This window comes from Terribacillus saccharophilus, from assembly GCF_046592895.1.
Taxonomy (GTDB): Bacteria; Bacillota; Bacilli; order Bacillales; family Amphibacillaceae; genus Terribacillus; species Terribacillus saccharophilus_D.
Genome location: NZ_JAWVPU010000002.1, coordinates 832,926 through 855,656, shown reverse-complemented (window position 1 = coordinate 855,656; position 22,731 = coordinate 832,926). Strand labels below are relative to the sequence as shown.

25 protein-coding genes are annotated in these 22,731 nt (G+C 47.5%); 24 read left to right on the top strand and 1 reads right to left on the bottom strand.

Annotation, left to right across the window (positions count from 1 at the left end):
* The 7 genes from recG (at position 1) to rnc (ending at position 6,464) form a co-directional block, all read left to right on the top strand.
* Positions 1-2,037: an ATP-dependent DNA helicase RecG gene (gene recG / locus SFC66_RS10105; protein WP_411218558.1), complete on the top strand. Its 2,037-nt coding sequence runs from the start codon at positions 1-3 to the stop codon at positions 2,035-2,037.
* 75 nt (positions 2,038-2,112) lie between these two features.
* Positions 2,113-2,682, top strand: coding sequence for a transcription factor FapR (fapR, locus tag SFC66_RS10100; protein WP_411218557.1), 570 nt, complete (start codon positions 2,113-2,115; stop codon positions 2,680-2,682).
* A gap of 3 nt (positions 2,683-2,685) precedes the next feature.
* Positions 2,686-3,696, top strand: coding sequence for a phosphate acyltransferase PlsX (gene plsX / locus SFC66_RS10095; protein WP_411218556.1), 1,011 nt, complete (start codon positions 2,686-2,688; stop codon positions 3,694-3,696).
* A complete protein-coding gene (fabD, locus tag SFC66_RS10090) occupies positions 3,697-4,647 on the top strand; it encodes an ACP S-malonyltransferase (protein ID WP_411218555.1) in 951 nt (316 codons plus the stop codon).
* Positions 4,644-5,387, top strand: coding sequence for a 3-oxoacyl-[acyl-carrier-protein] reductase (gene fabG, locus SFC66_RS10085; RefSeq protein WP_411218554.1), 744 nt, complete (start codon positions 4,644-4,646; stop codon positions 5,385-5,387). The genes fabD and fabG overlap by 4 nt, the downstream gene beginning before the upstream one ends.
* Positions 5,388-5,455: 68 nt before the next feature.
* Positions 5,456-5,689 carry an acyl carrier protein gene (gene acpP, locus SFC66_RS10080; protein WP_411218553.1) on the top strand — a complete coding sequence of 78 codons (234 nt, stop codon included), beginning with the start codon at positions 5,456-5,458 and terminating at the stop codon, positions 5,687-5,689.
* Positions 5,690-5,780: 91 nt separating this feature from the next.
* Complete coding sequence (gene rnc / locus SFC66_RS10075; RefSeq protein ID WP_411218552.1) at positions 5,781-6,464, top strand: ribonuclease III; 684 nt, start codon at positions 5,781-5,783, stop codon at positions 6,462-6,464.
* Between the two features lie 34 nt (positions 6,465-6,498).
* Here the strand turns inward: rnc and SFC66_RS10070 are convergent, their stop codons facing one another.
* Entirely contained in the window at positions 6,499-6,720 is a 222-nt protein-coding gene (locus SFC66_RS10070; protein WP_411218551.1) for a DUF1128 domain-containing protein, read from the bottom strand.
* Positions 6,721-6,854: 134 nt separating this feature from the next.
* On the opposite strand from SFC66_RS10070, the gene smc reads away from it, so the two are divergent.
* The 17 genes from smc (at position 6,855) to sucD (ending at position 22,701) form a co-directional block, all read left to right on the top strand.
* Positions 6,855-10,421, top strand: a complete 3,567-nt coding sequence (smc, locus tag SFC66_RS10065; RefSeq protein WP_411218550.1) for a chromosome segregation protein SMC — start codon at positions 6,855-6,857, stop codon at positions 10,419-10,421.
* Between the two features lie 16 nt (positions 10,422-10,437).
* Positions 10,438-11,448 (top strand): signal recognition particle-docking protein FtsY, encoded by a 1,011-nt coding sequence (gene ftsY, locus SFC66_RS10060; protein WP_411218549.1) that lies wholly within the window; start codon positions 10,438-10,440, stop codon positions 11,446-11,448.
* 74 nt (positions 11,449-11,522) lie between these two features.
* Complete coding sequence (locus tag SFC66_RS10055; RefSeq protein WP_411218548.1) at positions 11,523-11,849, top strand: putative DNA-binding protein; 327 nt, start codon at positions 11,523-11,525, stop codon at positions 11,847-11,849.
* Positions 11,850-11,861: 12 nt separating this feature from the next.
* Complete coding sequence (gene ffh / locus SFC66_RS10050; protein ID WP_411218547.1) at positions 11,862-13,205, top strand: signal recognition particle protein; 1,344 nt, start codon at positions 11,862-11,864, stop codon at positions 13,203-13,205.
* A gap of 79 nt (positions 13,206-13,284) precedes the next feature.
* A complete protein-coding gene (gene rpsP / locus SFC66_RS10045; protein ID WP_095217635.1) occupies positions 13,285-13,557 on the top strand; it encodes a 30S ribosomal protein S16 in 273 nt (90 codons plus the stop codon).
* Positions 13,558-13,571: 14 nt separating this feature from the next.
* A complete protein-coding gene (locus SFC66_RS10040) occupies positions 13,572-13,799 on the top strand; it encodes a KH domain-containing protein (protein WP_411218736.1) in 228 nt (75 codons plus the stop codon).
* Between the two features lie 70 nt (positions 13,800-13,869).
* Positions 13,870-14,253 (top strand): YlqD family protein, encoded by a 384-nt coding sequence (locus SFC66_RS10035; protein WP_411218546.1) that lies wholly within the window; start codon positions 13,870-13,872, stop codon positions 14,251-14,253.
* Positions 14,254-14,267: 14 nt separating this feature from the next.
* Positions 14,268-14,795, top strand: a complete 528-nt coding sequence (rimM, locus tag SFC66_RS10030; RefSeq protein WP_486388641.1) for a ribosome maturation factor RimM — start codon at positions 14,268-14,270, stop codon at positions 14,793-14,795.
* Entirely contained in the window at positions 14,792-15,523 is a 732-nt protein-coding gene (gene trmD / locus SFC66_RS10025; RefSeq protein ID WP_411218545.1) for a tRNA (guanosine(37)-N1)-methyltransferase TrmD, read from the top strand. Before rimM ends, trmD begins: the two co-directional genes overlap by 4 nt.
* A gap of 129 nt (positions 15,524-15,652) precedes the next feature.
* The gene (gene rplS, locus SFC66_RS10020; protein WP_411218544.1) at positions 15,653-15,997 is read left to right on the top strand and encodes a 50S ribosomal protein L19; all 345 of its coding nucleotides are present in this window, start codon (positions 15,653-15,655) and stop codon (positions 15,995-15,997) included.
* Between the two features lie 90 nt (positions 15,998-16,087).
* Positions 16,088-16,645 carry a signal peptidase I gene (lepB, locus tag SFC66_RS10015; protein WP_411218543.1) on the top strand — a complete coding sequence of 186 codons (558 nt, stop codon included), beginning with the start codon at positions 16,088-16,090 and terminating at the stop codon, positions 16,643-16,645.
* 15 nt (positions 16,646-16,660) lie between these two features.
* Positions 16,661-17,512, top strand: a complete 852-nt coding sequence (gene ylqF / locus SFC66_RS10010) for a ribosome biogenesis GTPase YlqF (protein ID WP_411218542.1) — start codon at positions 16,661-16,663, stop codon at positions 17,510-17,512.
* A gap of 82 nt (positions 17,513-17,594) precedes the next feature.
* Positions 17,595-18,371: a ribonuclease HII gene (locus SFC66_RS10005; protein ID WP_411218541.1), complete on the top strand. Its 777-nt coding sequence runs from the start codon at positions 17,595-17,597 to the stop codon at positions 18,369-18,371.
* Between the two features lie 15 nt (positions 18,372-18,386).
* Positions 18,387-20,147: a hypothetical protein gene (locus tag SFC66_RS10000; RefSeq protein WP_411218540.1), complete on the top strand. Its 1,761-nt coding sequence runs from the start codon at positions 18,387-18,389 to the stop codon at positions 20,145-20,147.
* A complete protein-coding gene (locus SFC66_RS09995) occupies positions 20,144-20,419 on the top strand; it encodes an EscU/YscU/HrcU family type III secretion system export apparatus switch protein (protein WP_411218539.1) in 276 nt (91 codons plus the stop codon). Before SFC66_RS10000 ends, SFC66_RS09995 begins: the two co-directional genes overlap by 4 nt.
* A 201-nt stretch (positions 20,420-20,620) precedes the next feature.
* On the top strand, positions 20,621-21,781 hold the full coding sequence (sucC, locus tag SFC66_RS09990) for an ADP-forming succinate--CoA ligase subunit beta (protein WP_411218538.1): 1,161 nt from the start codon (positions 20,621-20,623) through the stop codon (positions 21,779-21,781).
* 17 nt (positions 21,782-21,798) lie between these two features.
* Positions 21,799-22,701, top strand: coding sequence for a succinate--CoA ligase subunit alpha (gene sucD / locus SFC66_RS09985; RefSeq protein WP_411218537.1), 903 nt, complete (start codon positions 21,799-21,801; stop codon positions 22,699-22,701).
* The last annotated feature ends 30 nt before the right edge of the window (positions 22,702-22,731 follow it).

Sequence of the window (22,731 nt, the reverse complement as noted above, 5' to 3'; positions counted from 1 at the left end):
GTGTTAAAGCAACCGGTTGATCAAGTCAAGGGAATCGGTGCGAAGCTTGCGGAAGGATTGGCGAATATGGGGATCTTCACAGTTGAAGATCTCCTTTTTCATCTGCCATATCGGTATGATGTCTTCGATGTCCAGCCGCTTGCTGAACTGATTCATGATGATAAAGTGACGATTGAAGGTGAAATCGCTTCTCCTGCCCAGGTACAGTTTTATGGAAGGAAAAAAAATAAACTGACGGTGACACTATTGGTGGAAAATGTAGCAGTGAAGGCGATCATGTTCAATCGTGCATTTGCCCAAAAACAGCTGCTGCCTGGCAAAAAAGTGACAATGACTGGAAAATGGGATCAGCATCGTCTGCAGCTGACTGTCAGCAACTTCAAGTTCGGCGGAGCGGATGAGCAAACGCCGGTTCAGCCTGTGTATGGTGTCAAGGGAACTGTGACAGTACGCCAGCTTCAAAAAAGCGTGAAGCAGGCGCTGGATCAGTATGATGAAGATATTGAAGAAATTCTTCCAGCATCATTTTTAAAATCGTATAAAATGCCGGACCGGAAAACTGCACTGCATTATATGCACTTTCCGCCTGACAGAAAGGCGCTGGCTCATGCGCGCAGGAGATTCACATATGAAGAATTCCTGCTTTTCCAGCTTAAGATGCAATTCATCCGAAAACAAAAACGGGAAGCTTCGGCTGGAGCCAGCTTAACGTATGATAAAGAAAAAGTGCAAGCTTTTGTGGCGACGCTGCCTTTTACGCTTACAAATGCACAGCAGCGGGTGCTGAAGGATATCATGCGGGATTTACAATCCCCTTACCGGATGAACCGCTTATTGCAAGGAGACGTTGGTTCTGGTAAGACGGCGGTTGCAGCCGTTGCCCTTTATGCTGCGGTTACCGCGGGTAAACAAGGTGCCATCATGGTGCCGACAGAGATTTTAGCCGAACAGCATGCCCAGTCATTGTCTAGTATGCTGGATGGTTTTGCGACAGTCGCATTGCTTACTGGAAGCATAAAAGGAAAGCGCCGCAAAGCTGTCCTCGAACAAGTGGTGAATGGGGAAGTGGATATACTGGTCGGGACGCATGCACTGATACAGGATGAAGTCCATTTTCAAAACCTGGCCCTTGCCATCGTCGATGAGCAGCATCGTTTCGGTGTGGCACAAAGACGGACGCTCCGAGATAAGGGGCTTTATCCGGATGTTCTTTTCATGACAGCCACTCCGATTCCGAGGACCTTGGCGATTACGGCTTTTGGCGACATGGATGTGTCGGCAATCGATGAAATGCCTGCTGGCCGGAAAGAAATCGAAACGTATTGGGTAAAGGAAAATACTATCGATCGCGTGCTGGATTTCATCCGGAAGGAAGTGGCAGCAGGGCATCAGGCGTATGTGATAAGTCCGCTGATCGAGGAATCAGAGAAACTCGACATCCAGAATGCCGTCGATTTGCATCAGATGCTATCTGCTGTCTTTGAACCCGATATCCACGTCGGACTCATGCATGGGCGATTGCGTGCGGATGAGAAGGAAGAAGTCATGAAGGAATTTGCGGCCAATGAAACGCAAGTGCTCGTTTCGACAACCGTAGTCGAAGTAGGGGTGAACGTGCCGAATGCCACTTTGATGATCATTTATGATGCAGAACGTTTTGGGTTATCCCAGCTGCATCAGCTCCGGGGACGAGTAGGTCGTGGAGATGCACAAAGCTATTGCATTTTGATTGCAGAACCAAAAGGGGAAATAGGCAAAGAACGCATGCGTATCATGACAGAGACCAATAATGGTTTCGAGCTTTCCGAACAAGACTTGCAGTTGCGCGGACCAGGTGATTTCTTCGGGAAAAAGCAAAGCGGGATACCGGAATTCAAAGTCGGGGATATGGTGCATGATTACAGGGCACTGGAGACGGCGCGCAAGGATGCGGAGCAGATCATAGCAGAAGAAAGACTCGAAAATGATCCTGCTTATCGCAATTTATTACAGGCTTTGGATACAGAATTTGCACTGAATGGAAATGTGCTTGATTAAAAACGGCGGTTGCAAATTCTGGTCTGCTATTATATATTACTTTTAGTACCTAGTCTTAATTTTGGCGGTGGAGAAATGAGAAGAAGCAAAAAAGACAGACAGGACTTACTGCGGGAAACGATTGAAAAAACACCGTTCATCACAGACGAAGATTTGGCCAAGAAATTCGGCGTCAGCATCCAGACCATCCGGTTGGACAGAATGGAACTGACGATCCCGGAACTGCGGGAGCGAATCAAGCATGTAGCTAATTCGCAGTGGGATGAAACCGTGAAATCCATCAATATTGATGAAGTGATCGGGGAAATCATCGACTTGGAGCTGGATGAACGTGCAATAAGTATATTGGATATCAAACCAGAGCATGTATTCACCCGGAACCAGATCGCCAGGGGACATCATCTGTTCGCACAGGCCAATTCTTTGGCTGTGGCGCTGATTGATGATCCATTCGCGCTTACTTTCCACTCCGAGATCACTTTTACGAGACAAGTGAAACTGCATGAACGGGTAGTGGCGAAAGCGAAGGTCATCCGCCAGGACAGGAAGCGGACGGTCATTCAGGTGGATAGTGCCGTGGACCAGGAACAAGTATTCAAAGGTACGTTCGAGATGTTCCGCTCGAACGTTAAAGAAGGGAAATAAGATATGCGAATCGCAATTGATGCAATGGGTGGTGACCACGCACCAGAGGAGATTGTCAAAGGAGCTGTGCTTGCGGCAGCGGAAGATGAGTCTTTGGAGCTGACACTTGTAGGAGATCAAAGCAAGATCGAAAAGCATCTCGGCGAGATCCGTCCGGCTAATATCCGGATCATACATACAGAGGAGTACATTACAGCAGATGATGAGCCTGTGCGCGCAATCCGGCGCAAGAAGCAGTCATCACTTGTACTTACTGCTCAGGAAGTGAAAGAAGGACGTGCTGATGCATGTATTTCAGCGGGGAATACTGGCGCGCTCATGACAGCAGGCTTGATGATCGTCGGTCGTATCAAGGGCATCGAGCGTCCGGCACTGGCTCCGACACTTCCGACAATGGATGGGAAAGGTTTTGTCTTGCTTGACGCTGGTTCCAATATTGACGCCAAAGCAAGCCATCTATTACAATACGGCGTGATGGGATCCATTTACGCCGAAAAGGTACGAGGCATTGAAAACCCGCGTGTCGCATTGCTTAATGTTGGTACCGAAGCTGGAAAAGGCAATGAGCTGACAAAGAAAACGTTCGAACTTCTCAGCAAAGCACCAATCAACTTTGTTGGTAATGTAGAGGGACGCGACTTTCTTTCAGGTGATTATGATGTCGTCGTGACCGATGGATTCAGCGGGAATATTGCGCTTAAGACAACGGAAGGCGCAGCAATGATGTTCTTCTCCATCATCAAGAAGGCTTTCTTGAAGAATATGAAGACCAAACTAGCTGCTGGTATGATGAAACCCGAATTGAAAGAATTGAAAGCAAGCATGGAATATGCGGAATATGGCGGAGCTGCTTTGTTTGGCCTCGCTGCACCAGTGGTGAAGGCACATGGTTCTTCCAATGCGCGTGCCATTCAAGTTGCAATCCAGCAAACCAAGCAAATGGCCGAAAATAATGTCACAAAAGTGATTCAAGAAACCATACAAGGCATGAATACCGACGAGGAGGAAGCATAAGTGAAAAAAGTCGCTTTTGTATTTCCTGGACAAGGCTCACAAGCAGTGGGCATGGGACAGGAAATGTATAATGAATATCCAGAAGTGAAAAGTCTATTCCAGGCTGCGGATGAACTATTGCCTCAGCCGATCACACCTTTGATGTTCGAAGGACCGGCAGAAAGCTTGACGAAGACTGAAAATGCACAGCCTGCTTTGCTTTTGACAAGTGCTGCCATTTACCAAGTGTTGCAAAATGAAGGCGTGCGCCCAGTCGTTACTGCTGGACACAGCTTGGGAGAATACAGCGCACTTGTTGCAGCTGGCGTACTTCGCGCAGAAGATGCAGCTGTTCTCGTGAACAAACGCGGTCAGCTGATGGAGAAAGCATATCCGGCGGGGCAAGGGTCGATGGCTGCTGTACTTGGGTTGAGCTTGGAAGATATCAAGACTGCTCTTGAGACGGTGGACAAGGAGCATGGCGAAATCGTCGATGCTGCCAACATCAACTGTCCCGGACAGGTCGTCATCTCGGGTACGAAAAAAGGAATCGAACTTGCAGAGCCACTTTTGAAAGAAGCAGGGGCGAAGCGTGTGCTACCGCTTAACGTCAGCGGACCTTTCCATTCCCGATTGATGAAACAAGCTGCTGAGGAATTCGCATCCGTACTTGCAGATGTTGAAAAGACTGATGCGTCCATACCTGTTTATGCCAACGTAACGGCAGAAAAAGTGCTGGATCACAAAGATATCGAGCAGCTGCTCGTACAGCAGTTGTACTCACCGGTTCGATTTGAAGAGACTATTGTCAACATGCTTCAAAACGACGAGTTGGATGCCATCGTCGAAGTGGGACCTGGCAAAGTGCTAAGTGGTTTGGTGAAGAAGATCAACCGCCGCACAACAACTTTCAACGTACAAGATCCAGAATCATTGCAAGCATTCTTGACGTGGTATAAGGAGGAAGAATGATGCTAACAGGTAAAGCTGCACTTGTCACAGGTGCATCCCGTGGGATCGGAAGGGAAATCGCATTGGAACTTGCGCGTAATGGCGTCAACGTTGCGGTGAACTATTCCGGAAGCAAAGAAAAAGCTGAGGCTGTTGCAGAGGAAATCCGTGTCCTTGGACAGGAATCGATCGTCATCCAAGCGAATGTAGCGGAAGAAGAAAGTGTAAAAGATATGGTCAAGCAGACCATCGACGCATTCGGCAGTTTGGACATACTAGTGAATAATGCTGGCATCACGCGAGATAACTTGCTGATGCGTATGAAGGAAGAAGATTTCGATGCAGTCATCGCGACGAATTTGAAAGGCGTATTCCTTTGCACGAAAGCAGTGACGCGTCAAATGATGAAACAAAAAGCCGGCCGCATCATCAATGTCGCAAGCATTGTCGGTGTCAGCGGCAACCCAGGACAAGCCAACTATGTTGCAGCAAAAGCAGGCGTCATTGGCTTGACGAAAACAGCAGCCAAAGAATTGGCTGCCCGTAACGTCCTTGTCAATGCTGTAGCTCCTGGATTCATCACGACTGATATGACAGATGAGATGACAGATGAACAGAAGCAGGCCATGCAAAGCATGATCCCGCTTGGTAAGCCAGGCAAGCCGGAAGACGTTGCCCGTGTCGTTCGCTTCCTTGCTTCTGAGGACAGCAATTACATGACAGGCCAGACGCTTCATATCGATGGCGGCATGGTGATGTGACCTTGGCGAAAAAAATGTAGTTTTCCGGGACGAAATGTCCTATAATACTGAAGGGAGGTGAATTTCCTATGGCAGATGTATTCGAGCAAGTAAAACAGATCGTTATTGATCGTCTTGATGTAGACGAGTCCAAAGTAACTATGGAGGCTTCTTTCAAAGAAGATCTAGAAGCAGATTCCCTTGATGTGGTGGAATTGGTTATGGAATTGGAAGATCAATTCGACATGGAAATCTCTGATGAAGATGCGGAAAAAATCGCTACTGTTGGCGACGCTGTAAACTACATAAACAGCAAACAGTAAGGTTTAAATATGATGCATAGGAAAGTCCCGCTTGATTTCAGGCGGGACTTTCTCCGCATCATCACACCAAATGGAAAGTGGGGACAGCAGAATGAACTTATCTACACTGCAGGAGAAGCTGGGAATACATTTTCATGATGAAGCTTTATTGCAGAATGCCTTGACCCATTCATCTTATGTGAATGAACATCGTCACCTGAAAAAGACGGATAACGAGCGCTTGGAGTTTTTGGGCGATGCCGTATTGGAACTGGGTGTGTCCCAATTTTTGTACAAGCATTATCCGGAGATGCCGGAAGGGAAGATGACGAAGCTCCGCGCGGCAATCGTAAGGGAGGAATCTCTTGTGCTTTTCGCCAAAGAAATGGATCTTGGTGCATATGTACTGCTTGGAAAAGGGGAAGAGCGTACGGGAGGCAGGACGCGTCCGGCATTGCTGGCCGATGTATTCGAGGCGTTTGTCGGAGCTTTGTATCTTGATCAGGATTTCAAAGTGGTTCTTCAATTCTTTGAAAAGATCGTTTTTCCGAAAATCAGTCAAGGTGCTTTTTCACATGCGATGGATTATAAAAGTCAGCTGCAGGAAGTCGTTCAGCAGGACAAGGACAAATTGATCACGTATACGATCATTGATGAGAGAGGCCCTGCGCATAGCCGGGAGTTCGTGGCCGAGCTTAAAATCCAGGGTGAACTTGTCGGTACCGGTACAGGCCGTACGAAGAAAGAAGCAGAACAGCAGGCTGCCCGCATTGCGCTGGAAGCGTTGAAAGAATAGAAAAACGGCGAAGAGCTGATGCTCTTTGCCGTTTTTATTTGCGGAAATTCGCCAGTTCCTGGATGAATGCTTCTATCTCGGAGACAGAGAGCTGTCCTTTGGATTCGATATGATCATATAAGAACTTGATATCGTTGTAGTTATCCAAGTGATAATCTTCCGGCTGCATGATGGAACGATTGACAAGGTTAAGCCGGTCGGCTATGCCATTGATGAGGATGGACAAGTTCTCCTCCGTTGCCTGTTCGAGCTTCATGTGCGAGCCTCCTTTGACGTAATTGATACCTATTATGTACCTTTAGTTTATGATAAAATAAATAAGTTAAAAACAAAAGAAAAATCAATGATTTTGCAGAAACAAGCATAAAGCTTTTATATAGGAGAATGAGTATGTTCCTGAAACGATTAGAAACCGTCGGATTCAAATCATTTGCTGAAAAAGTGACACTGGACTTCGTGCCGGGAGTAACAGCAGTGGTAGGGCCGAATGGGAGCGGGAAAAGCAATATAACCGATGCCATCCGCTGGGTATTAGGCGAGCAGTCGGCAAAAAGTCTGCGCGGATCCAAAATGGAAGATATCATCTTCCAGGGAAGTGATACGAGGAAGGCACTGAATGTAGCGGAAGTGACACTCGTATTGGACAATGCGGATCAGACATTACCGCTGGAGTATCAGGAAGTGAGTGTTACCAGAAGGGTTTCCCGTTCTGGGGAGAGCCAATTTTTGATCAATAACCAAAGCTGCCGTCTGAAGGATATCATCGATTTGTTCATGGGGTCCGGATTGGGACGGGAAGCCTTTTCCATCATCAGTCAGGGTAAAGTCGAGGAGATCCTGAACTCCAAACCGGAAGAACGGCGATCGATCTTTGAAGAAGCTGCCGGTGTATTGAAGTACAAACAGCGTAAGAAAAAGGCTGAATATAAATTAGCCGAAACGCAGGAAAACCTGAACCGAGTGGAAGATATCACGTACGAAATCGAAGGACAGCTTGAACCGCTCCGTGAGCAAGCTGCGATCGCCAAGGACTTCCTGGAGAAGAAAGCACAGCTGAAAGATGTTGAAATTGGATTGCTTGTCGCTGAGATCGAGCAATTACATAAAGAATGGCAAGCTGTTCTGCAGGAGCTTGAAGCGAACAAGCATCGTCTGGAAGAACAGAAGCAGGAAATCGGCGGTAAAGAACAGCTGCTGGAGACTGAAAAAGCAGAATTGCACGCCCTCGATGCTTCCATCGATGAATTGCAAGCTTCCTTGCTCATCGTCACACAAGAACTGGAGAACCTGGAAGGCAAGAAGCAGCTGTTGAACGAACGAACCAAGCATATGGCAGAGAATAAAGAAAAGCTGGAGAAAGATACAGCTCAGCTTGGCATCACATTAGAACAGCAAACCAAACAGCTCGAGCAAGAGCAACATGTGCTAGAAGCGCTCGAAAACGAAAATAAAACGATAAAATCCGAATTGCGGGACTTGGATAAACAGCTGTCCCGCACCCAAGAGGATTTGAGTGAACAAATCGAAGAGAAGAAAAGCGATTATATCGACTTGCTGAATGAGCAAGCTGCCAAACGGAATGAAACGAATTCACTGAAACAGCAGCTGACGAGCATCGATGCGAAGAAAGACCGTCAGCGAACGAAATATAAAGATGTTGTTCAAAACCGTGACGAAATCAGCGAAAAGCGCAACCAACTGGCTGCAAGCCTGGCGGAAGCCGCTGCCAATAGGGAGCAGGCGGAAGAGAAGGCAGACACACTCCGGATGGAGGCAGCCAAAAAACGGGAACAATACCAGGAAGCGCAAAGCAAATTATTCACCGGCTACCAGCATATCGAAAAGCTCCGTTCCAAACAGGAAATGCTGCAGGAAATGAAAGAAGAATTCCAAGGATTCTTCCAAGGCGTAAAGGCCGTCCTGAAAGCACGCCAGGATCAAAAGCTTGCCGGTATCGAGGGAGCCGTCATTGAACTGATCGATGTTCCGTCTGCTTATGTCACTGCAATGGAGACGGCGCTGGGAGGACAAGCGCAGCATGTTGTCGTCGATACGGAAGAAAGTGCTCGACAAGCAATCAATTGGCTGAAACAGACACATAATGGCCGGGCGACATTTTTACCGTTATCATCGATTCAGCCAAAGCAAATTCCGGCTAATATAGTATCGAATGCGAGCAATCGGGATGGATTTGTCGGTATCGCGGCAGATTTGATCCAAGTTGATTCCAAATACAAGCGGGCAGTCGATTTTCTATTGGGGAATGTAGTCATTGCGGAAGAACTTCAGCATGCCAATGCAATCGCTGCTGCTTTGGGCAGAAGATATCGTGTCGTGACGCTATCGGGTGATGTGGTCAATCCTGGTGGTTCGATGACTGGGGGAGCGCAAAAACGCAACAGTCAATCATTATTCACAAGGGAAAAAGAAATGCAGGAAGTGACGGAAAAGCTAGCCGACTTCCAAGCGCGGACCGAAGTGTTCGAGCGCAAAGTGTCGCAGCTGAAAGAGGAGCTGCAGCAGCTGGATGCTTCCGCCGAAGAAACGCGGCACAGCTTGAAGCAGCTTCAGGAACAAGAGCAGGATATCCAGGCTGCCTACACGGAAACTAGCATCCGTTTCATGCATGCCAATGATAATCTTACGATGTATGACCAAGATAATGCCCAGTATGATGCAGAGCGGGAAGAAGTGGAAGTACGCACGAAAAAGCTTCAAGCTGAACTTGTCGAATTGGATGAACAGCTAAAGGCGATACAGCGTGAAATCGCCGAGCTGACAGCAGCTCATGAGGCTTGGCAGCAGACGAAGGAAATCAAACGCGAAGAACAGCAGGCCCTCCAGATACGTTCTGCAGAAAGCCTTGCAAAACTACAGCATCAGCAGCAGCGTCTGGAAGAATTGACAGAACAGCAAAACCAGACCAGACAGAAACACGAAGAGCAGCTGCAAGTACTGCAACAAATGATCGAAGTTGCCGAAAAAGGGCAGACAGAGGAAGAAATCATCGAGCTGCTCAACGTCAAGCAGCTTCACAAGCAGCAGACAGCTGCCTTGATCGCGGAGCGTAAAGCAGAGCGTCAGAAGCGATATGATTGGGTGCAGCAGGAGGAACAGACTGTCAAGGAGGCAAATCGCCTTCATCAGAATCTGGTCCAGCAAGTACAAGATCAGGAAGTCCGCTCGAACCGACTGGATGTGGAGCTGGAGAATCGCCTGATGAATTTACAGCAAAGCTATTCCTTGACATTTGAAAAAGCGCTGGCAGCTTTCGGCAGGGCAGAAGATATCGAAACTGCCCGAACGGAAGTCAAACTCATCAAGCGTGCAATCGCTGAGCTTGGCTCAGTCAATGTTGGTGCGATCGAGGAGTTTGACCGGATCAACGAAAGATACAGTTTCCTTACCGAGCAAAAAGATGATCTTTACCAAGCAAAAGCAACGCTGCTTGCCGTCATCGAGGAAATGGATGAAGAGATGAAACGGTTGTTCGAAGATGTATTCAATAAAATCAAGGCTGAATTCACCGAGGTATTCCGTTCTCTCTTCGGCGGTGGTCATGCTGAGTTGAAGCTGACAGATTCGGGTAATCTCCTGGAGACCGGCGTGGATATCATAGCTCAGCCGCCAGGCAAGAAGTTGCAAAATCTAGGCTTGCTTTCCGGCGGGGAGCGCGCTTTAACGGCGATTGCCTTGCTGTTCTCCATTTTACGTGTCAGACCGGTGCCATTCTGTATCCTGGACGAAGTGGAAGCAGCACTGGATGATGCGAACGTCAGCCGTTTTGCTCAATATATGAAGCAATTCAGCGAAAAGACCCAATTCATTTCGATAACCCACCGCAAGGGTACAATGGAGGAAGCGGACGTCCTCTATGGTGTGACGATGCAGGAATCAGGCGTTTCCAGACTTGTTTCCGTGCGGCTGGAAGACACACCTGCATTAGTGAAGGTATAAGAAAGGAAGAGCGAAAATGAGCTTTTTTCAGAAACTGAAAAATAAATTCACCAATACAAACAATGAAGCAGAGCAACAAGCACCTGAAAAGTACAAAGAGGGTCTGAAAAAGACCCGTACTTCCTTTTCGGATCGGATGAACAACTTGATGGCACGCTACCGGAAAGTGGATGAAGATTTCTTCGAGGAATTGGAAGAAGTATTGATCGCTTCCGATGTTGGAGTGAATACAGTGATGGATTTGGTTGATGAGCTGCGTATGGAAGCGAAACGCCAAAATATCAAAGATAGCAGTCAGCTGAAGGATGTCATTTCAGAGAAACTGGTGGAAATCTACCAAGGTGACGAAGAGGAAAAACCGCAAAAACTGAAAATGAATGAAGATGGCCTGACGATTTACTTATTTGTCGGTGTCAACGGCGTCGGCAAGACGACGAGTATCGGTAAGCTAGCATATAAACTGAAGCAAGAAGGCAAAAAGGTAGTCATGGCTGCCGGTGATACGTTCCGTGCCGGCGCCATCGAACAACTGCAAGTATGGGGCGAGCGGACTGGTGTCGAAGTGATCCGCCACAATGCGGGCAGTGACCCTGCTGCCGTCATCTATGACGGCATCAAAGCGGCGCAGGCTCGCGGTGCGGATGTTTTGCTCTGTGATACGGCCGGCCGTCTGCAGAACAAAGTCAATCTGATGAATGAGCTGAACAAAGTGCATCGCGTCATCGAACGTGAGGTTCCGGGTGCGCCGCATGAAGTGCTGCTCGTCTTGGATGCAACGACAGGTCAGAATGCACTTGCACAAGCGAAGACTTTCCAGGAAACAGCGAGTGTTTCTGGTATCGTGTTATCGAAGCTTGACGGTACAGCCAAAGGTGGTATCGTGCTGGCGATTCGAAATGAAATGAAAATCCCGGTCAAGTTCGTTGGTCTCGGTGAACAGATGGAAGATTTGCAGGAATTCGATCCGAATGCTTTCGTATACGGATTGTTCGCTGATTTGATGCAGGATGAGGAACAGGCCGAATAGCAGTTTCTTGACAGCTGCGCACTAGGTTGGCTACAATTTTGTAAAGGCATTTCACTTAACAAGGGGTGCGTCGCATGTTAGAGAAAACGACACGGATGAATTATTTATTCGATTTTTACCAAGCATTGCTTACACCAAAGCAGCGCAGTTATATGGAGATGTATTATCTGGAAGATTTGTCTCTGGGGGAAATTGCGGAATCATTCGATGTATCCCGGCAGGCAGTATATGATAATATCAGACGCACCGAAGCGATGATCGAAAGCTATGAGAAAAAGCTGCATCTGTATGATCGTTTCAAAGAAAGAAGCGCACTGCTGGATGAATTGGAAGAAGTACTTGCTTCCGATGCCCAGACAGCTGCCACAGATTTGATCCAAAAGATAAAAGAATTAGATTAGGAGGTCGATTCCATGGCATTTGAAGGATTAGCCGACCGACTGCAGAGTACGATTCAGAAAATACGCGGGCGCGGTAAAGTCACAGAACAAGATGTAAAAGAAATGACGCGCGAAGTACGACTTGCACTTTTGGAAGCAGACGTCAACTTCAAAGTCGTCAAACAGCTGATCAATAAAATCAAAGAGCGGGCCATCGGTCAGGAAGTGATGGAGAGCCTTACACCTGGTCAGCAGGTCATCAAGGTTGTACAGGAAGAACTGACACAGCTCATGGGCGGCGAACAAAGCAAGATCGCTGTCGCGGACAGACCGCCGACTGTCATCATGATGGTCGGTTTGCAAGGTGCTGGTAAGACGACCACGACTGGGAAACTGGCAAACCTTTTGCGCAAAAAGCATAACCGTAATCCATTGCTTGTAGCAGCCGATGTATATCGTCCGGCTGCAATCGACCAGTTGGAGACACTTGGCAAGCAGCTGAGTTTGCCGGTGTTTTCGATGGGGACAGAAGCAAACCCTGTCGATATCGCGAATGAGGCGCTCAAGAAAGCAAAAGAAGAACATCACGATTATGTGATCATCGATACGGCCGGTCGTCTGCATGTGGATGAGAAGCTGATGGATGAATTGACACAAATCAAAACGAACGTCAAACCTGCTGAGATCTTTTTGGTGGTCGACGCCATGACAGGTCAAGACGCCGTCAATGTGGCAGAGAGCTTCGACAGCCAGCTTGATATCTCTGGAGTAGTATTGACGAAGCTTGACGGCGATACACGAGGCGGGGCGGCACTATCCATCCGCGCCGTGACCGGAAAGCCAATCAAGTTCGTCGGTATGGGAGAACGCACAGATCAGCTGGAAGCCTTCCACCCGGAACGTATGGCATCGCGGATCCTCGGCATGGGGGATGTGCTCTCCCTAATCGAAAAAGCACAGGAAAATGTCGATGAGAAACAAGCGCGTGACCTGGAAGAAAAAATGCGCAGCATGAGCTTCACATTCGATGACTTCCTGGATCAAATGAGCCAGGTGAAGAAAATGGGGCCGCTTGATGACTTATTAAGCATGCTTCCTGGCGCCGGCAAAATGAAAAATATGAAGAACGTCCAGTTGGATGAGAAGCAGCTTGTGTATGTGGAGGCCATCATCCAATCGATGACGCGCAAAGAGCGTCAGGAGCCGTCTTTGATCAATGCCAGCCGCAAAAAACGTATTGCCAAAGGCTCCGGCCGCAGTGTATCCGAAGTCAATCGTCTGCTGAAACAATTCGAAGATATGAAGAAGATGATGAAGCAAATGACCAACATGCAAAAGGGTAAAAAAGGCCGCGGAATGAAATTTCCTTTTATGTAATGTAAAAACCCTTTACAGTGATTATTTAATCTGATACAATCATATCTTGTGAGAAACATTAATTTGGAGGTGCAACAACATGGCAGTAAAAATTCGTCTAAAACGTATGGGTTCTAAAAGAAACCCTTTCTATCGTGTCGTAGTTGCTGATTCTCGTTCTCCTCGTGATGGACGTATTATCGAGCAAATCGGAACATATAATCCAACAGTTAACCCAGCTGAGGTTAAATTGGATGAAGTTAAAGCGATGGACTGGATGGCTAAAGGCGCTAAGCCAAGCGACACAGTTCGCAACCTTTTCTCTAACGAAGGTATTTTGAAAAAGTTCCACGACTCAAAAAACCAGAAGTAAAGGGCTGATCGATTCTGAAAGCACTAATTGAAACGATGGTTGCTCCGCTTGTTGATTTTCCCGAGCAGATCGTCGTGCATCAAAGGGAAGAGCAGCATAAGGTCATCTATCAGCTTCAGGTGCATGAATCTGATATTGGCAAAGTAATCGGGAAAGACGGCCGCAATGCACGTGCCCTGCGCACGGTATTGCGCGCCGCAGCTCACGATTGCAAAAAACGCATTTATCTGGACATAATGTAAAAGGGAGAGGGAAACCTTTCCCTTTTTTACCATGTCAAAAAAGCTTTGACAGCAGAAAGCCAGGTGCCAGGTGAAGATAATCAAAAAGCTGCGTGTTGATGAAGTCGTCACCGAATCCAGCAAAAAAAGCATAAGGGAACGTCTTCAAAAATCGGCGCATCAACTTGACCAAGAGTGTCAACAGCTGTTATTCGAGAAACGAAAACTGGAAAAGAAACAAGGTATATCCAAACAGGATGTGCACAGACGTTTTCAAGCAGAAATCCAAAAGCGTGAGGAAAAAGCGGCTTCGATCGCATTTCAGCTCACACAGCTGGACGTACTGCCTATCGGGAGCGAGATCAGGATCGAAGAAGTTGAAGCTCTTGTTGAAGTTGAAGTAGGCATGAAGTGGGACGAGCTTGCCACACAGAAAATCGTCATCCAAGATGGTATCATCATACGGATGGAATAATGAAGGTGAAAAGAATGGATTTGAAAATGTACAACGTAGGAAAAGTCGTCAATACACATGGTGTAGTAGGCGAAGTCAGGGTCGTTCGCATCACTGATTTCGATGAACGTTTCGAGCCGGGGGAAGAGCTGTACTGGTTCCAGGATGAAAACGAAAGCGGCAAGCCGCAAAAGCTGATCATCAATACACATCGTAAGCACAAGACGTTTGATTTGCTTACTTTCCAAGGGTATACATCGATTAATCAAGTGGAACAATTGAAAGGCGGCGTCCTGAAAGTCCGTGAGGATCAGCTAGGCGACTTGGAAGAAGATGAATTCTATTATCACGAGATCATCGGCTGCGCGGTTGAGACAGTTGATGGGGAGGTACTTGGGAAGGTGAAGGAAATCCTCTCACCTGGTGCAAATGATGTTTGGGTCGTACAACGAGCAAAACAGAAAGATTTATTGGTGCCTTACATCGAACCGGTCGTCAAACAAATCGATGTCGAGAATAAGAGAGTCGTGATTGAACCGATGGAAGGATTACTGGACTTATGAAAATAGATATTTTGACACTATTTCCGGAGATGTTCGAAGGTGTGCTGCAGCATTCCATCCTGAAGCGCGCGCAGGAATTGGGCGCCTTTCAACCGAATCTGGTGAACTTCCGGGAATTCACGACGAATAAGCATAAAAAAGTGGATGATTATCCGTATGGCGGCGGAGCTGGCATGGTACTTGCACCGCAGCCGATATTCGATGCGATCGAGCAAGTCACCTCGGAATCCTCAGCCAAGCCGCGCATCGTCCTCATGTGTCCACAAGGCGAGACGTTCAACCAAAAAAAAGCAGAGGAACTTGCAAAAGAAGAACATCTTGTCTTCATTTGCGGTCACTATGAAGGATATGATGAGCGTATTCGCGAACATTTGGTCACCGATGAGATTTCCATCGGCGATTATGTGCTGACAGGCGGGGAAATCGGTGCCATGGCGGTGATTGACAGTGTGGTGCGGCTTTTGCCGGATGTATTGGGCAATGCCTCTTCCGCTCCGGAAGATTCCTTCTCCACCGGATTGCTTGAACATCCTCATTACACGCGCCCCGCCGATTTCCGGGGCATGCAAGTGCCGGAGGTCCTTACATCGGGTGATCATGGCAAAATCGAGGCTTGGCGCCGGGAACAATCCCTATACCGGACAGCTACGAGGAGGCCTGACCTGCTGGATGATGCGGAACTTACCAGTAAAGAACGGGAACAAGTGAAAAAGTGGCAAAAAGAATGAATAAAGCTTTGTATTCATGACCTAAATATGATATATTAAATGCTGTGCTTACAACGGTGAGCACCATATTACGATGTTCCGCTGTCGTATATTGCGAGAATGAGCATTGGTGAGAAGGAGTTGAACAGAATGCAGGAATTAATTCATGACATTACAAAAGAACAGCTTCGCGCTGATCATCCTGAATTCCGTGCCGGAGATACGGTAAAAGTACACGTTAAAGTAGTAGAGGGTACACGCGAGCGTATCCAGATCTTCGAAGGTGTCGTTATCAAACGTCAAAACGGTGGAATTTCAGAGACTTTCACAGTACGTAAGATTTCTTCTGGCGTTGGTGTGGAACGTACTTTCCCAGTACACAGCCCACGTTTGGAAAAAATCGAAGTTAGCCGTCGCGGTAAAGTACGTCGTGCGAAACTTTATTACCTACGTAAACTTCGCGGAAAAGCTGCTCGTATCAAAGAAATCCGCTAAGTACCAGAAAAGAGAGCTTGCTTCGTCAAGCTCTTTTTTTGCTATATAGACGAATTAGATTCAATAGAAGACAATTGGAGGCTTATGAAAATGGCCAAACAGAAAAATGAATGGCTGGATTGGCTGAAGGCTTTGATCATCGCTGTCATCATCGCGGTGGTCGTTCGGATGTTTTTGTTTGCTCCGATTGTAGTCGACGGACCTTCCATGCAGCCGACTTTGCATGATAATGACTTCATGATCGTGAATAAAATCAATTATCGCTTCAGTGAGCCGGATCGGAAGGATATCATTGTCTTCCACGCCACTGAAACAAAGGATTATATCAAACGGGTGATTGGTGTGCCGGGGGATCATGTCGAAATGATTGACGATACATTATATATTAATGGTGAAATTGTGGATGAGCCTTATTTGGACAGCGAAAAAGCTTCCCTGTCTGATGGCGGCAATCTGACGAATGATTTCAAACTTGAAGATCTGCCGGGCAATTACGAGGAGATTCCGGAAGGCTATGTACTCGTACTCGGGGATAATCGCAGAAATTCAACTGATAGCAGATACATCGGCTTGATTCCAGAAGAGCAGATTGTCGGAAAAGTACAGCTGACGTTCTGGCCGCTGGATCGTATCGGTCTGACAAAATAGGAGGAACATATTCTCGTGACGATTCAATGGTTTCCCGGTCATATGGCCAAAGCTAGAAGAGAAGTAGAAGAAAAACTGAAGCTCGTGGACTTTGTCATCGAGCTTGTGGATGCACGGGCACCTGAAGCATCACAAAACCCGATGCTTCGTAAAGTCCTCGGTGACAAACCGAAAATGGTCGTTCTCATGAAGAAAGACTTGGCGGACAAATCGGTCACGGACGCCTGGATCCGTCATTATGAGGAACAAGGCACACCAGCGTTGTCTGTCAATGCAGATGAAAAAGGCGATATCCAGCGTGTCGTCCAGCGCGCCCACGATATGCATGCTGCGAAACGGGAAAAATGGAAGCGCAGAGGAGTGCAGAATCCACCACCAGGCCGAGCGATGATCATCGGTATCCCGAATGTAGGCAAATCGACACTAATCAACCGGCTTGCGAGTAAAAAGATCGCAAAAACAGGCGACCGTCCGGGTGTTACGACACAGCAGCAGTGGATCAAAGTGAAGAAGGATTTTGAATTATTGGATACACCAGGGATCCTATGGCCGAAATTCGAAGATCCGCAGGTAGGGTTGGTGCTTGCTGCCATTGGTACGATCAAAGATCAGATTTTGCCGATGGAAGAAGTAGCTACGTTCATCCTGAACTATTTGAAAGAGCAATATCCGAAGCAGCTTGCCGAACGATATGCAATAGAGGATGTTTCCATGGATACAGTCGAGATGTTCACCCATATCGGCCGATTCCGAGGTGCACTGGAAGCCGGCGGTGCAATCAATTATGAAAAAACGTACGAAATCATCATTCGTGATCTTCGCAGCAAGCGGATCACCAATGTGACGTTCGAAAGACCTACAGTGTAAGAAGCAGGCATACATATTTCTTTTATGTATGTCTTTATTTTTTGTCCAAATGACCGATAAACAGAGAAAAGGAAGATTGTCCATGAAAGATGCAATGACGATCCAGCAGATACGGACACATATGCAGGAGGGAACGTACTCGGAAGAAATGCTTTCTTCCTGGCAAGCTGACCATCGTGCAGGTGTCCAAAAGCTTATGGATACACATAGAAGGAAACAAATGAAAGAGCAGGAGCTTCGTGACCAGTATGAGCGTATGTGCAGCTTTGAAAATGCCTATCATGAACAAGGAAAGCAGTATATTGCTGGCATAGATGAAGCAGGCAGAGGCCCACTTGCTGGTCCCGTTGTCGCTGCAGCAGTGATTTTGCCAAACGATGCATACATAGCAGGCCTGAATGATTCCAAGCAGCTGAGCGAGCTGAAGAGGGAAGCATTGTATGAACAAATCATCAATGCCTGCATCGCCTATGGTATCGGAATCGTCGATAGTCAAAGAATCGATGAAGTCAATATCTACCAAGCAGCCAAACAAGCAATGCTGGAAGCAGTCGCAGAGCTTTCTTGCGAGCCGGATCAAGTACTTGTGGATGCCATGCCGCTTCCTGAGCTGTCATGTCCCCATGAATCCCTGATCAAAGGTGACCAGCGGAGTGTGTCGATTGCAGCTGCAAGTATCATCGCCAAAGTCACCCGGGATCGTCTGATGAAACAAGCCGATGTGCAATACCCAGGTTACGGCTTCAAAGATAATATGGGTTATGGGACGAAGCAGCATTTGGAAGCATTGCATAAGCAGGGCATCACACCACTTCACCGGCTGAGCTTTGCACCTGTCAAGGACCTTTCCCATAGCTAGGAAGGAAGAAACGTCATGCAACATCCATCCATTCAAATGTCGCAAGGAATTTTACCTGCTTTGCAGTCTCAGCTCCAGTCCCAGAACAATTTACAAGCAGGACAAATTGTCACTGGTAAAATAGCTAAGTTCTTTCCAGATAATAAAGCACTGCTTCAAATCGGTGCCAAACAAATCATAGCAGAGCTGCAAACGTCGTTATCTGCAGGTAGCGCCTATTGGTTTGAAGTGAAAGAAGGCGGAGAGCGACCCCGCCTGCAGGTCCTGCCACAAGCAGCAGGTAAACAACCAGACGTGAACCAGCTGATAGAACTCACCGGCCATAAGCCAAGCAAGATGAATACAAGTTTTGTGGACGGACTATCAAAGCAACAGACGCCTTTTTCCATGCCGCAGCTGAAGCAAGCTTTGGATCTATTGCAGCTTGATCCTCGGTCTTTTGAAGTCCACAAAGAAGCGCTGCAGGTTATGCTGGACCGCAAGCTGCCTCTGTCTGAGAATGTGCTGCAGGCGATTGCAGCGCGTCAAACACAGGACTTGACAAGCTCTTTGCGGCAGCTGACTGCCACTATCACCACCCAGAATAATAATCCGCCGCTGCAGCAGACGCTCACCAGTGTGTCCCCCGAGGGACCGGCAGTCAATGAGGGACAGCTTATACAGCAGATCATCCAGGAAGCAAAAATGGGAAAACAAGGATTGTACCAAGCAATCCGCCCATCTCTTCTACCGAATGCACCTTCCTATGAGGAGTGGCAGCAGCAATGGAATGATTTTGGGAAGCAATCAACCGTAGCTGGCAACCCGCAGGAAGGGATAAATAGGATATCTGACAAAACAGCCGGTGTGCTGCCATTTGGTCAAGCATTTGAATCTTTCAAAGCTGACTTGCAGGAAGTCGGTAAGCAGCCTGTGCTTGTTCAAGAACGCCTCCAGACATCACTGTCGACTGCCCAGCAGCTGCTCAGTATGTTTCCAGACCGTGCACTGCCGGAAGAGATAACAGCAAATCTGCGTAACTCTATGGAAGCTTTTCGGTCAGTTCCAGTAGTTCGAGACATAGACCAGCTGCTACAAAATACGAGCACGAACAAGGAGCAATTACTGGCAAAGACTTCGGATTTGTCTCAATTGCTTCAGATTTCGCAGCAGAATGAGCAAAGCAAAGATGGTGCTTTCTTCAGACAACTGATGCAGGATATCCTGCGACAGACAGGGTTTGCATATGAACATGACTTACTCGATACAAATGCAGAAGACACTCTGAAAGGCGTGCTGCTTCAGCACACAGCACAAGGTCATGAAAAAGCGGATTTGCCTGCGCAGCTCCTGCAGCAGATCACGGGCAGCCAGCTGCTGCAAGTCCATGATGATAAGCAAATGCTGCACATTCAGCTTCAGCTGCCGGGAGCTCCGTTTGGATTCGATAAAGATATCTTGATGGAGATGGAAGGCAAAAAAGAAGAGGATGGACAATTATCGGCAGACCATTGCAGAATTTTGTTTTACTTGCATCTGCCCAACTTGAAAGATGTGGCCATCGATATGTATGTGCAGAAAAAAACGATAAATCTGCATATTTATACAACTGCAGAAGAAGCAGAGCAAGTGATGCGTCCGTTGCAAGAAAAATTGAAATCAGCGCTTGATTCGAACGGTTATCATCTTTCAGCAGTGAAATTCTCAGCCAGTGACACAGTGAAGGAAAGAAATGGAACCAAATTGGATTATGCGGCAGTTCATCCTGAGCAGAAAGGTGTCGATTATCGTATATGAGTGAGAAACATACTATGCGGCAAGCAGCAGCGCTGAAGTACGATACAGCGAAACGGCAAGCACCAGTCATCACAGCGAGCGGTCAAGGGCTGACAGCAGAAGCAATCATCAAACGTGCACAGGATAATGGTGTGCCGATCCAGGAAGACCCTGCTTTGGTCGGGTTATTGACTGAACTGAAAGTGAACGACATGATACCGGCGGAGCTTTACGAAGCAGTTGCAGAGGTCTTTGCCTTTGTATATCAAGCAGACAAACAGGCAGGGAAATAAGCGCTCTAAATGAGGGCGCTTATTCCATAAATTCTCTTATGAAAGCATTTTCATAAATATTCAGGGTGGAGGGTTTCTGCATCTGTATTTACTTGTGCCAAGTTTTATGTAGATTCTGTCTTTTCTATAGTTTTTGGTAGACTTTTGCAGAAGAAATCGTTTACAATGGTTTTGCACGGAATCTGACGGGGAGGGTACAGAATGAATATTCATGAGTATCAAGGCAAAGAGGTTTTACGTGAATTTGGTGTGTCTGTTCCTGCTGGTAAAGTGGCATTCAGTGTCGAGGAAGCTGTGGAAGCGGCTGAGAGCCTGGGCACAAATGTATGCGTTGTCAAAGCGCAAATCCACGCTGGCGGACGCGGTAAAGCGGGCGGTGTAAAAGTAGCGAAGGGCTTGGATGAAGTTCGTACATACGCCGAGGAAATCTTAGGCAAGACGCTTGTAACGCATCAGACAGGCCCGGAAGGAAAAGAAGTGAAACGGCTTTTGATTGAAGAAGGCTGTGATATCCAGAAAGAATATTATATCGGTCTCGTTCTTGATCGCAGCACATCCCGGATCGTGATGATGGCGTCTGAAGAAGGCGGCACGGAGATCGAGGAAGTTGCAGAAAAGACACCGGAGAAAATCTTCCGGGAAACGATCGACCCTGTTGTCGGGCTGACTGGCTATCAAGCTAGAAGACTGGCATTTGCCATCAATATTCCACCTGAGTCATTGAACAAAGCTGTCGGGTTCATGATGAGCCTGTATCAAGCTTTCGTGGAGAAAGATTGCTCCATCGCAGAGATCAACCCGCTTGTCACGACAGGCGATGGTCAAGTACTCGCATTGGATGCAAAACTGAATTTTGACGAAAATGCATTATACAAACATAAAGATATCGTCGCACTTCGCGACCTGGATGAAGAAGATGAAAAGGAAATCGAAGCCTCCAAGCATGATTTGAGCTATATTTCCCTTGATGGGAATATCGGCTGCATGGTAAATGGTGCAGGTCTTGCCATGGCAACGATGGATATCATCAAGCATTACGGCGGGGATCCCGCTAACTTCCTCGATGTTGGGGGCGGTGCCACGACAGAGAAGGTTACCGAAGCCTTCAAGATCATTTTGGCTGATCAGAATGTCAAGGGCATCTTGGTCAATATTTTCGGCGGCATCATGAAGTGTGACGTCATTGCAGAAGGTGTGATCGGTGCGTCCCGTCAAGTCGGTCTGGAAATTCCGCTTGTCGTGCGTTTGGAAGGAACGAACGTTGAGCAAGGTAAGAAATTGCTCGAGGAGTCCGGTTTGAATATCACATCGGCAGCGTCCATGGCAGATGCAGCAGAGAAAATCGTCGCGCTTGTAAACTAACGGGGAGGTACAATTTCATGAGTGTTTTTATTAACAAGGAAACAAGAGTGCTCGTTCAAGGTATCACAGGGTCCACTGCGTTATTCCACACAAAACAGATGATTGAATACGGCACCCGTATCGTTGCTGGTGTCACACCGAAAAAAGGCGGTACCGAAGTCGAAGGTGTACCTGTATACAACACTGTCAAAGAGGCGGTCCATGAGACAGGTGCCACAGCTTCTGTCATCTATGTGCCTGCTCCGTTTGCGGCTGATGCGATTCTTGAAGCGGTGGATGCTGAAATGGATCTGGTCATCTGTATCACGGAACATATCCCTGTCATGGATATGGTTCGTGTCAAACGGGCAATGGAAGGCAAAAAAACAAGGCTGATCGGACCGAACTGTCCGGGTGTCATCACACCGGAAGAATGCAAAATCGGCATCATGCCTGGTTATATCCATAAAAAAGGTCATATCGGAGTCGTTTCACGTTCCGGTACATTGACATATGAAGCAGTGCATCAGCTTACGCAAGCTGGTATCGGACAATCGACAGCCGTAGGTATCGGTGGTGACCCGGTCAACGGAACCGACTTCATCGACGTTCTGAAAGCATTCAACGAAGACCGTGAGACAAAAGCGGTCATCATGATCGGGGAAATCGGCGGAACAGCTGAAGAAGAAGCAGCTGAATGGATCCGTCAGCATATGAATAAGCCAGTCGTCGGCTTCATCGGCGGAGCGACGGCACCACCGGGTAAACGTATGGGACATGCGGGTGCCATCATTTCCGGCGGGAAAGGCACAGCCGATGAAAAGATCAAAGTCCTGGAAGCTTGCGGCGTCAAAGTTGCCGATACGCCAGCAGTCATGGGAGAGACATTGATCGAGGTTTTGAAAGAAAAGGGACTATACGAAATCTGTCAAACGCACTAAGATGAAAGTGGGCCGGTCAATCGGCCCGCT

Coding starts and splice junctions, on each gene's coding strand:
- rplS (WP_411218544.1), top strand. CDS start 15,653: ATGCAGGAATTAATTCATGACATTACAAAAGAACAGCTTCGCGCTGAT.
- plsX (WP_411218556.1), top strand. CDS start 2,686: ATGCGAATCGCAATTGATGCAATGGGTGGTGACCACGCACCAGAGGAG.
- ftsY (WP_411218549.1), top strand. CDS start 10,438: ATGAGCTTTTTTCAGAAACTGAAAAATAAATTCACCAATACAAACAAT.
- sucD (WP_411218537.1), top strand. CDS start 21,799: ATGAGTGTTTTTATTAACAAGGAAACAAGAGTGCTCGTTCAAGGTATC.
- SFC66_RS10005 (WP_411218541.1), top strand. CDS start 17,595: ATGAAAGATGCAATGACGATCCAGCAGATACGGACACATATGCAGGAG.
- ffh (WP_411218547.1), top strand. CDS start 11,862: ATGGCATTTGAAGGATTAGCCGACCGACTGCAGAGTACGATTCAGAAA.
- rimM (WP_486388641.1), top strand. CDS start 14,268: ATGGATTTGAAAATGTACAACGTAGGAAAAGTCGTCAATACACATGGT.
- fabG (WP_411218554.1), top strand. CDS start 4,644: ATGATGCTAACAGGTAAAGCTGCACTTGTCACAGGTGCATCCCGTGGG.
- SFC66_RS10000 (WP_411218540.1), top strand. CDS start 18,387: ATGCAACATCCATCCATTCAAATGTCGCAAGGAATTTTACCTGCTTTG.
- rpsP (WP_095217635.1), top strand. CDS start 13,285: ATGGCAGTAAAAATTCGTCTAAAACGTATGGGTTCTAAAAGAAACCCT.
- fapR (WP_411218557.1), top strand. CDS start 2,113: ATGAGAAGAAGCAAAAAAGACAGACAGGACTTACTGCGGGAAACGATT.
- rnc (WP_411218552.1), top strand. CDS start 5,781: ATGAACTTATCTACACTGCAGGAGAAGCTGGGAATACATTTTCATGAT.
- smc (WP_411218550.1), top strand. CDS start 6,855: ATGTTCCTGAAACGATTAGAAACCGTCGGATTCAAATCATTTGCTGAA.
- acpP (WP_411218553.1), top strand. CDS start 5,456: ATGGCAGATGTATTCGAGCAAGTAAAACAGATCGTTATTGATCGTCTT.
- SFC66_RS10055 (WP_411218548.1), top strand. CDS start 11,523: ATGTTAGAGAAAACGACACGGATGAATTATTTATTCGATTTTTACCAA.
- SFC66_RS09995 (WP_411218539.1), top strand. CDS start 20,144: ATGAGTGAGAAACATACTATGCGGCAAGCAGCAGCGCTGAAGTACGAT.
- SFC66_RS10070 (WP_411218551.1), bottom strand. CDS start 6,720: ATGAAGCTCGAACAGGCAACGGAGGAGAACTTGTCCATCCTCATCAAT.
- lepB (WP_411218543.1), top strand. CDS start 16,088: ATGGCCAAACAGAAAAATGAATGGCTGGATTGGCTGAAGGCTTTGATC.
- sucC (WP_411218538.1), top strand. CDS start 20,621: ATGAATATTCATGAGTATCAAGGCAAAGAGGTTTTACGTGAATTTGGT.
- trmD (WP_411218545.1), top strand. CDS start 14,792: ATGAAAATAGATATTTTGACACTATTTCCGGAGATGTTCGAAGGTGTG.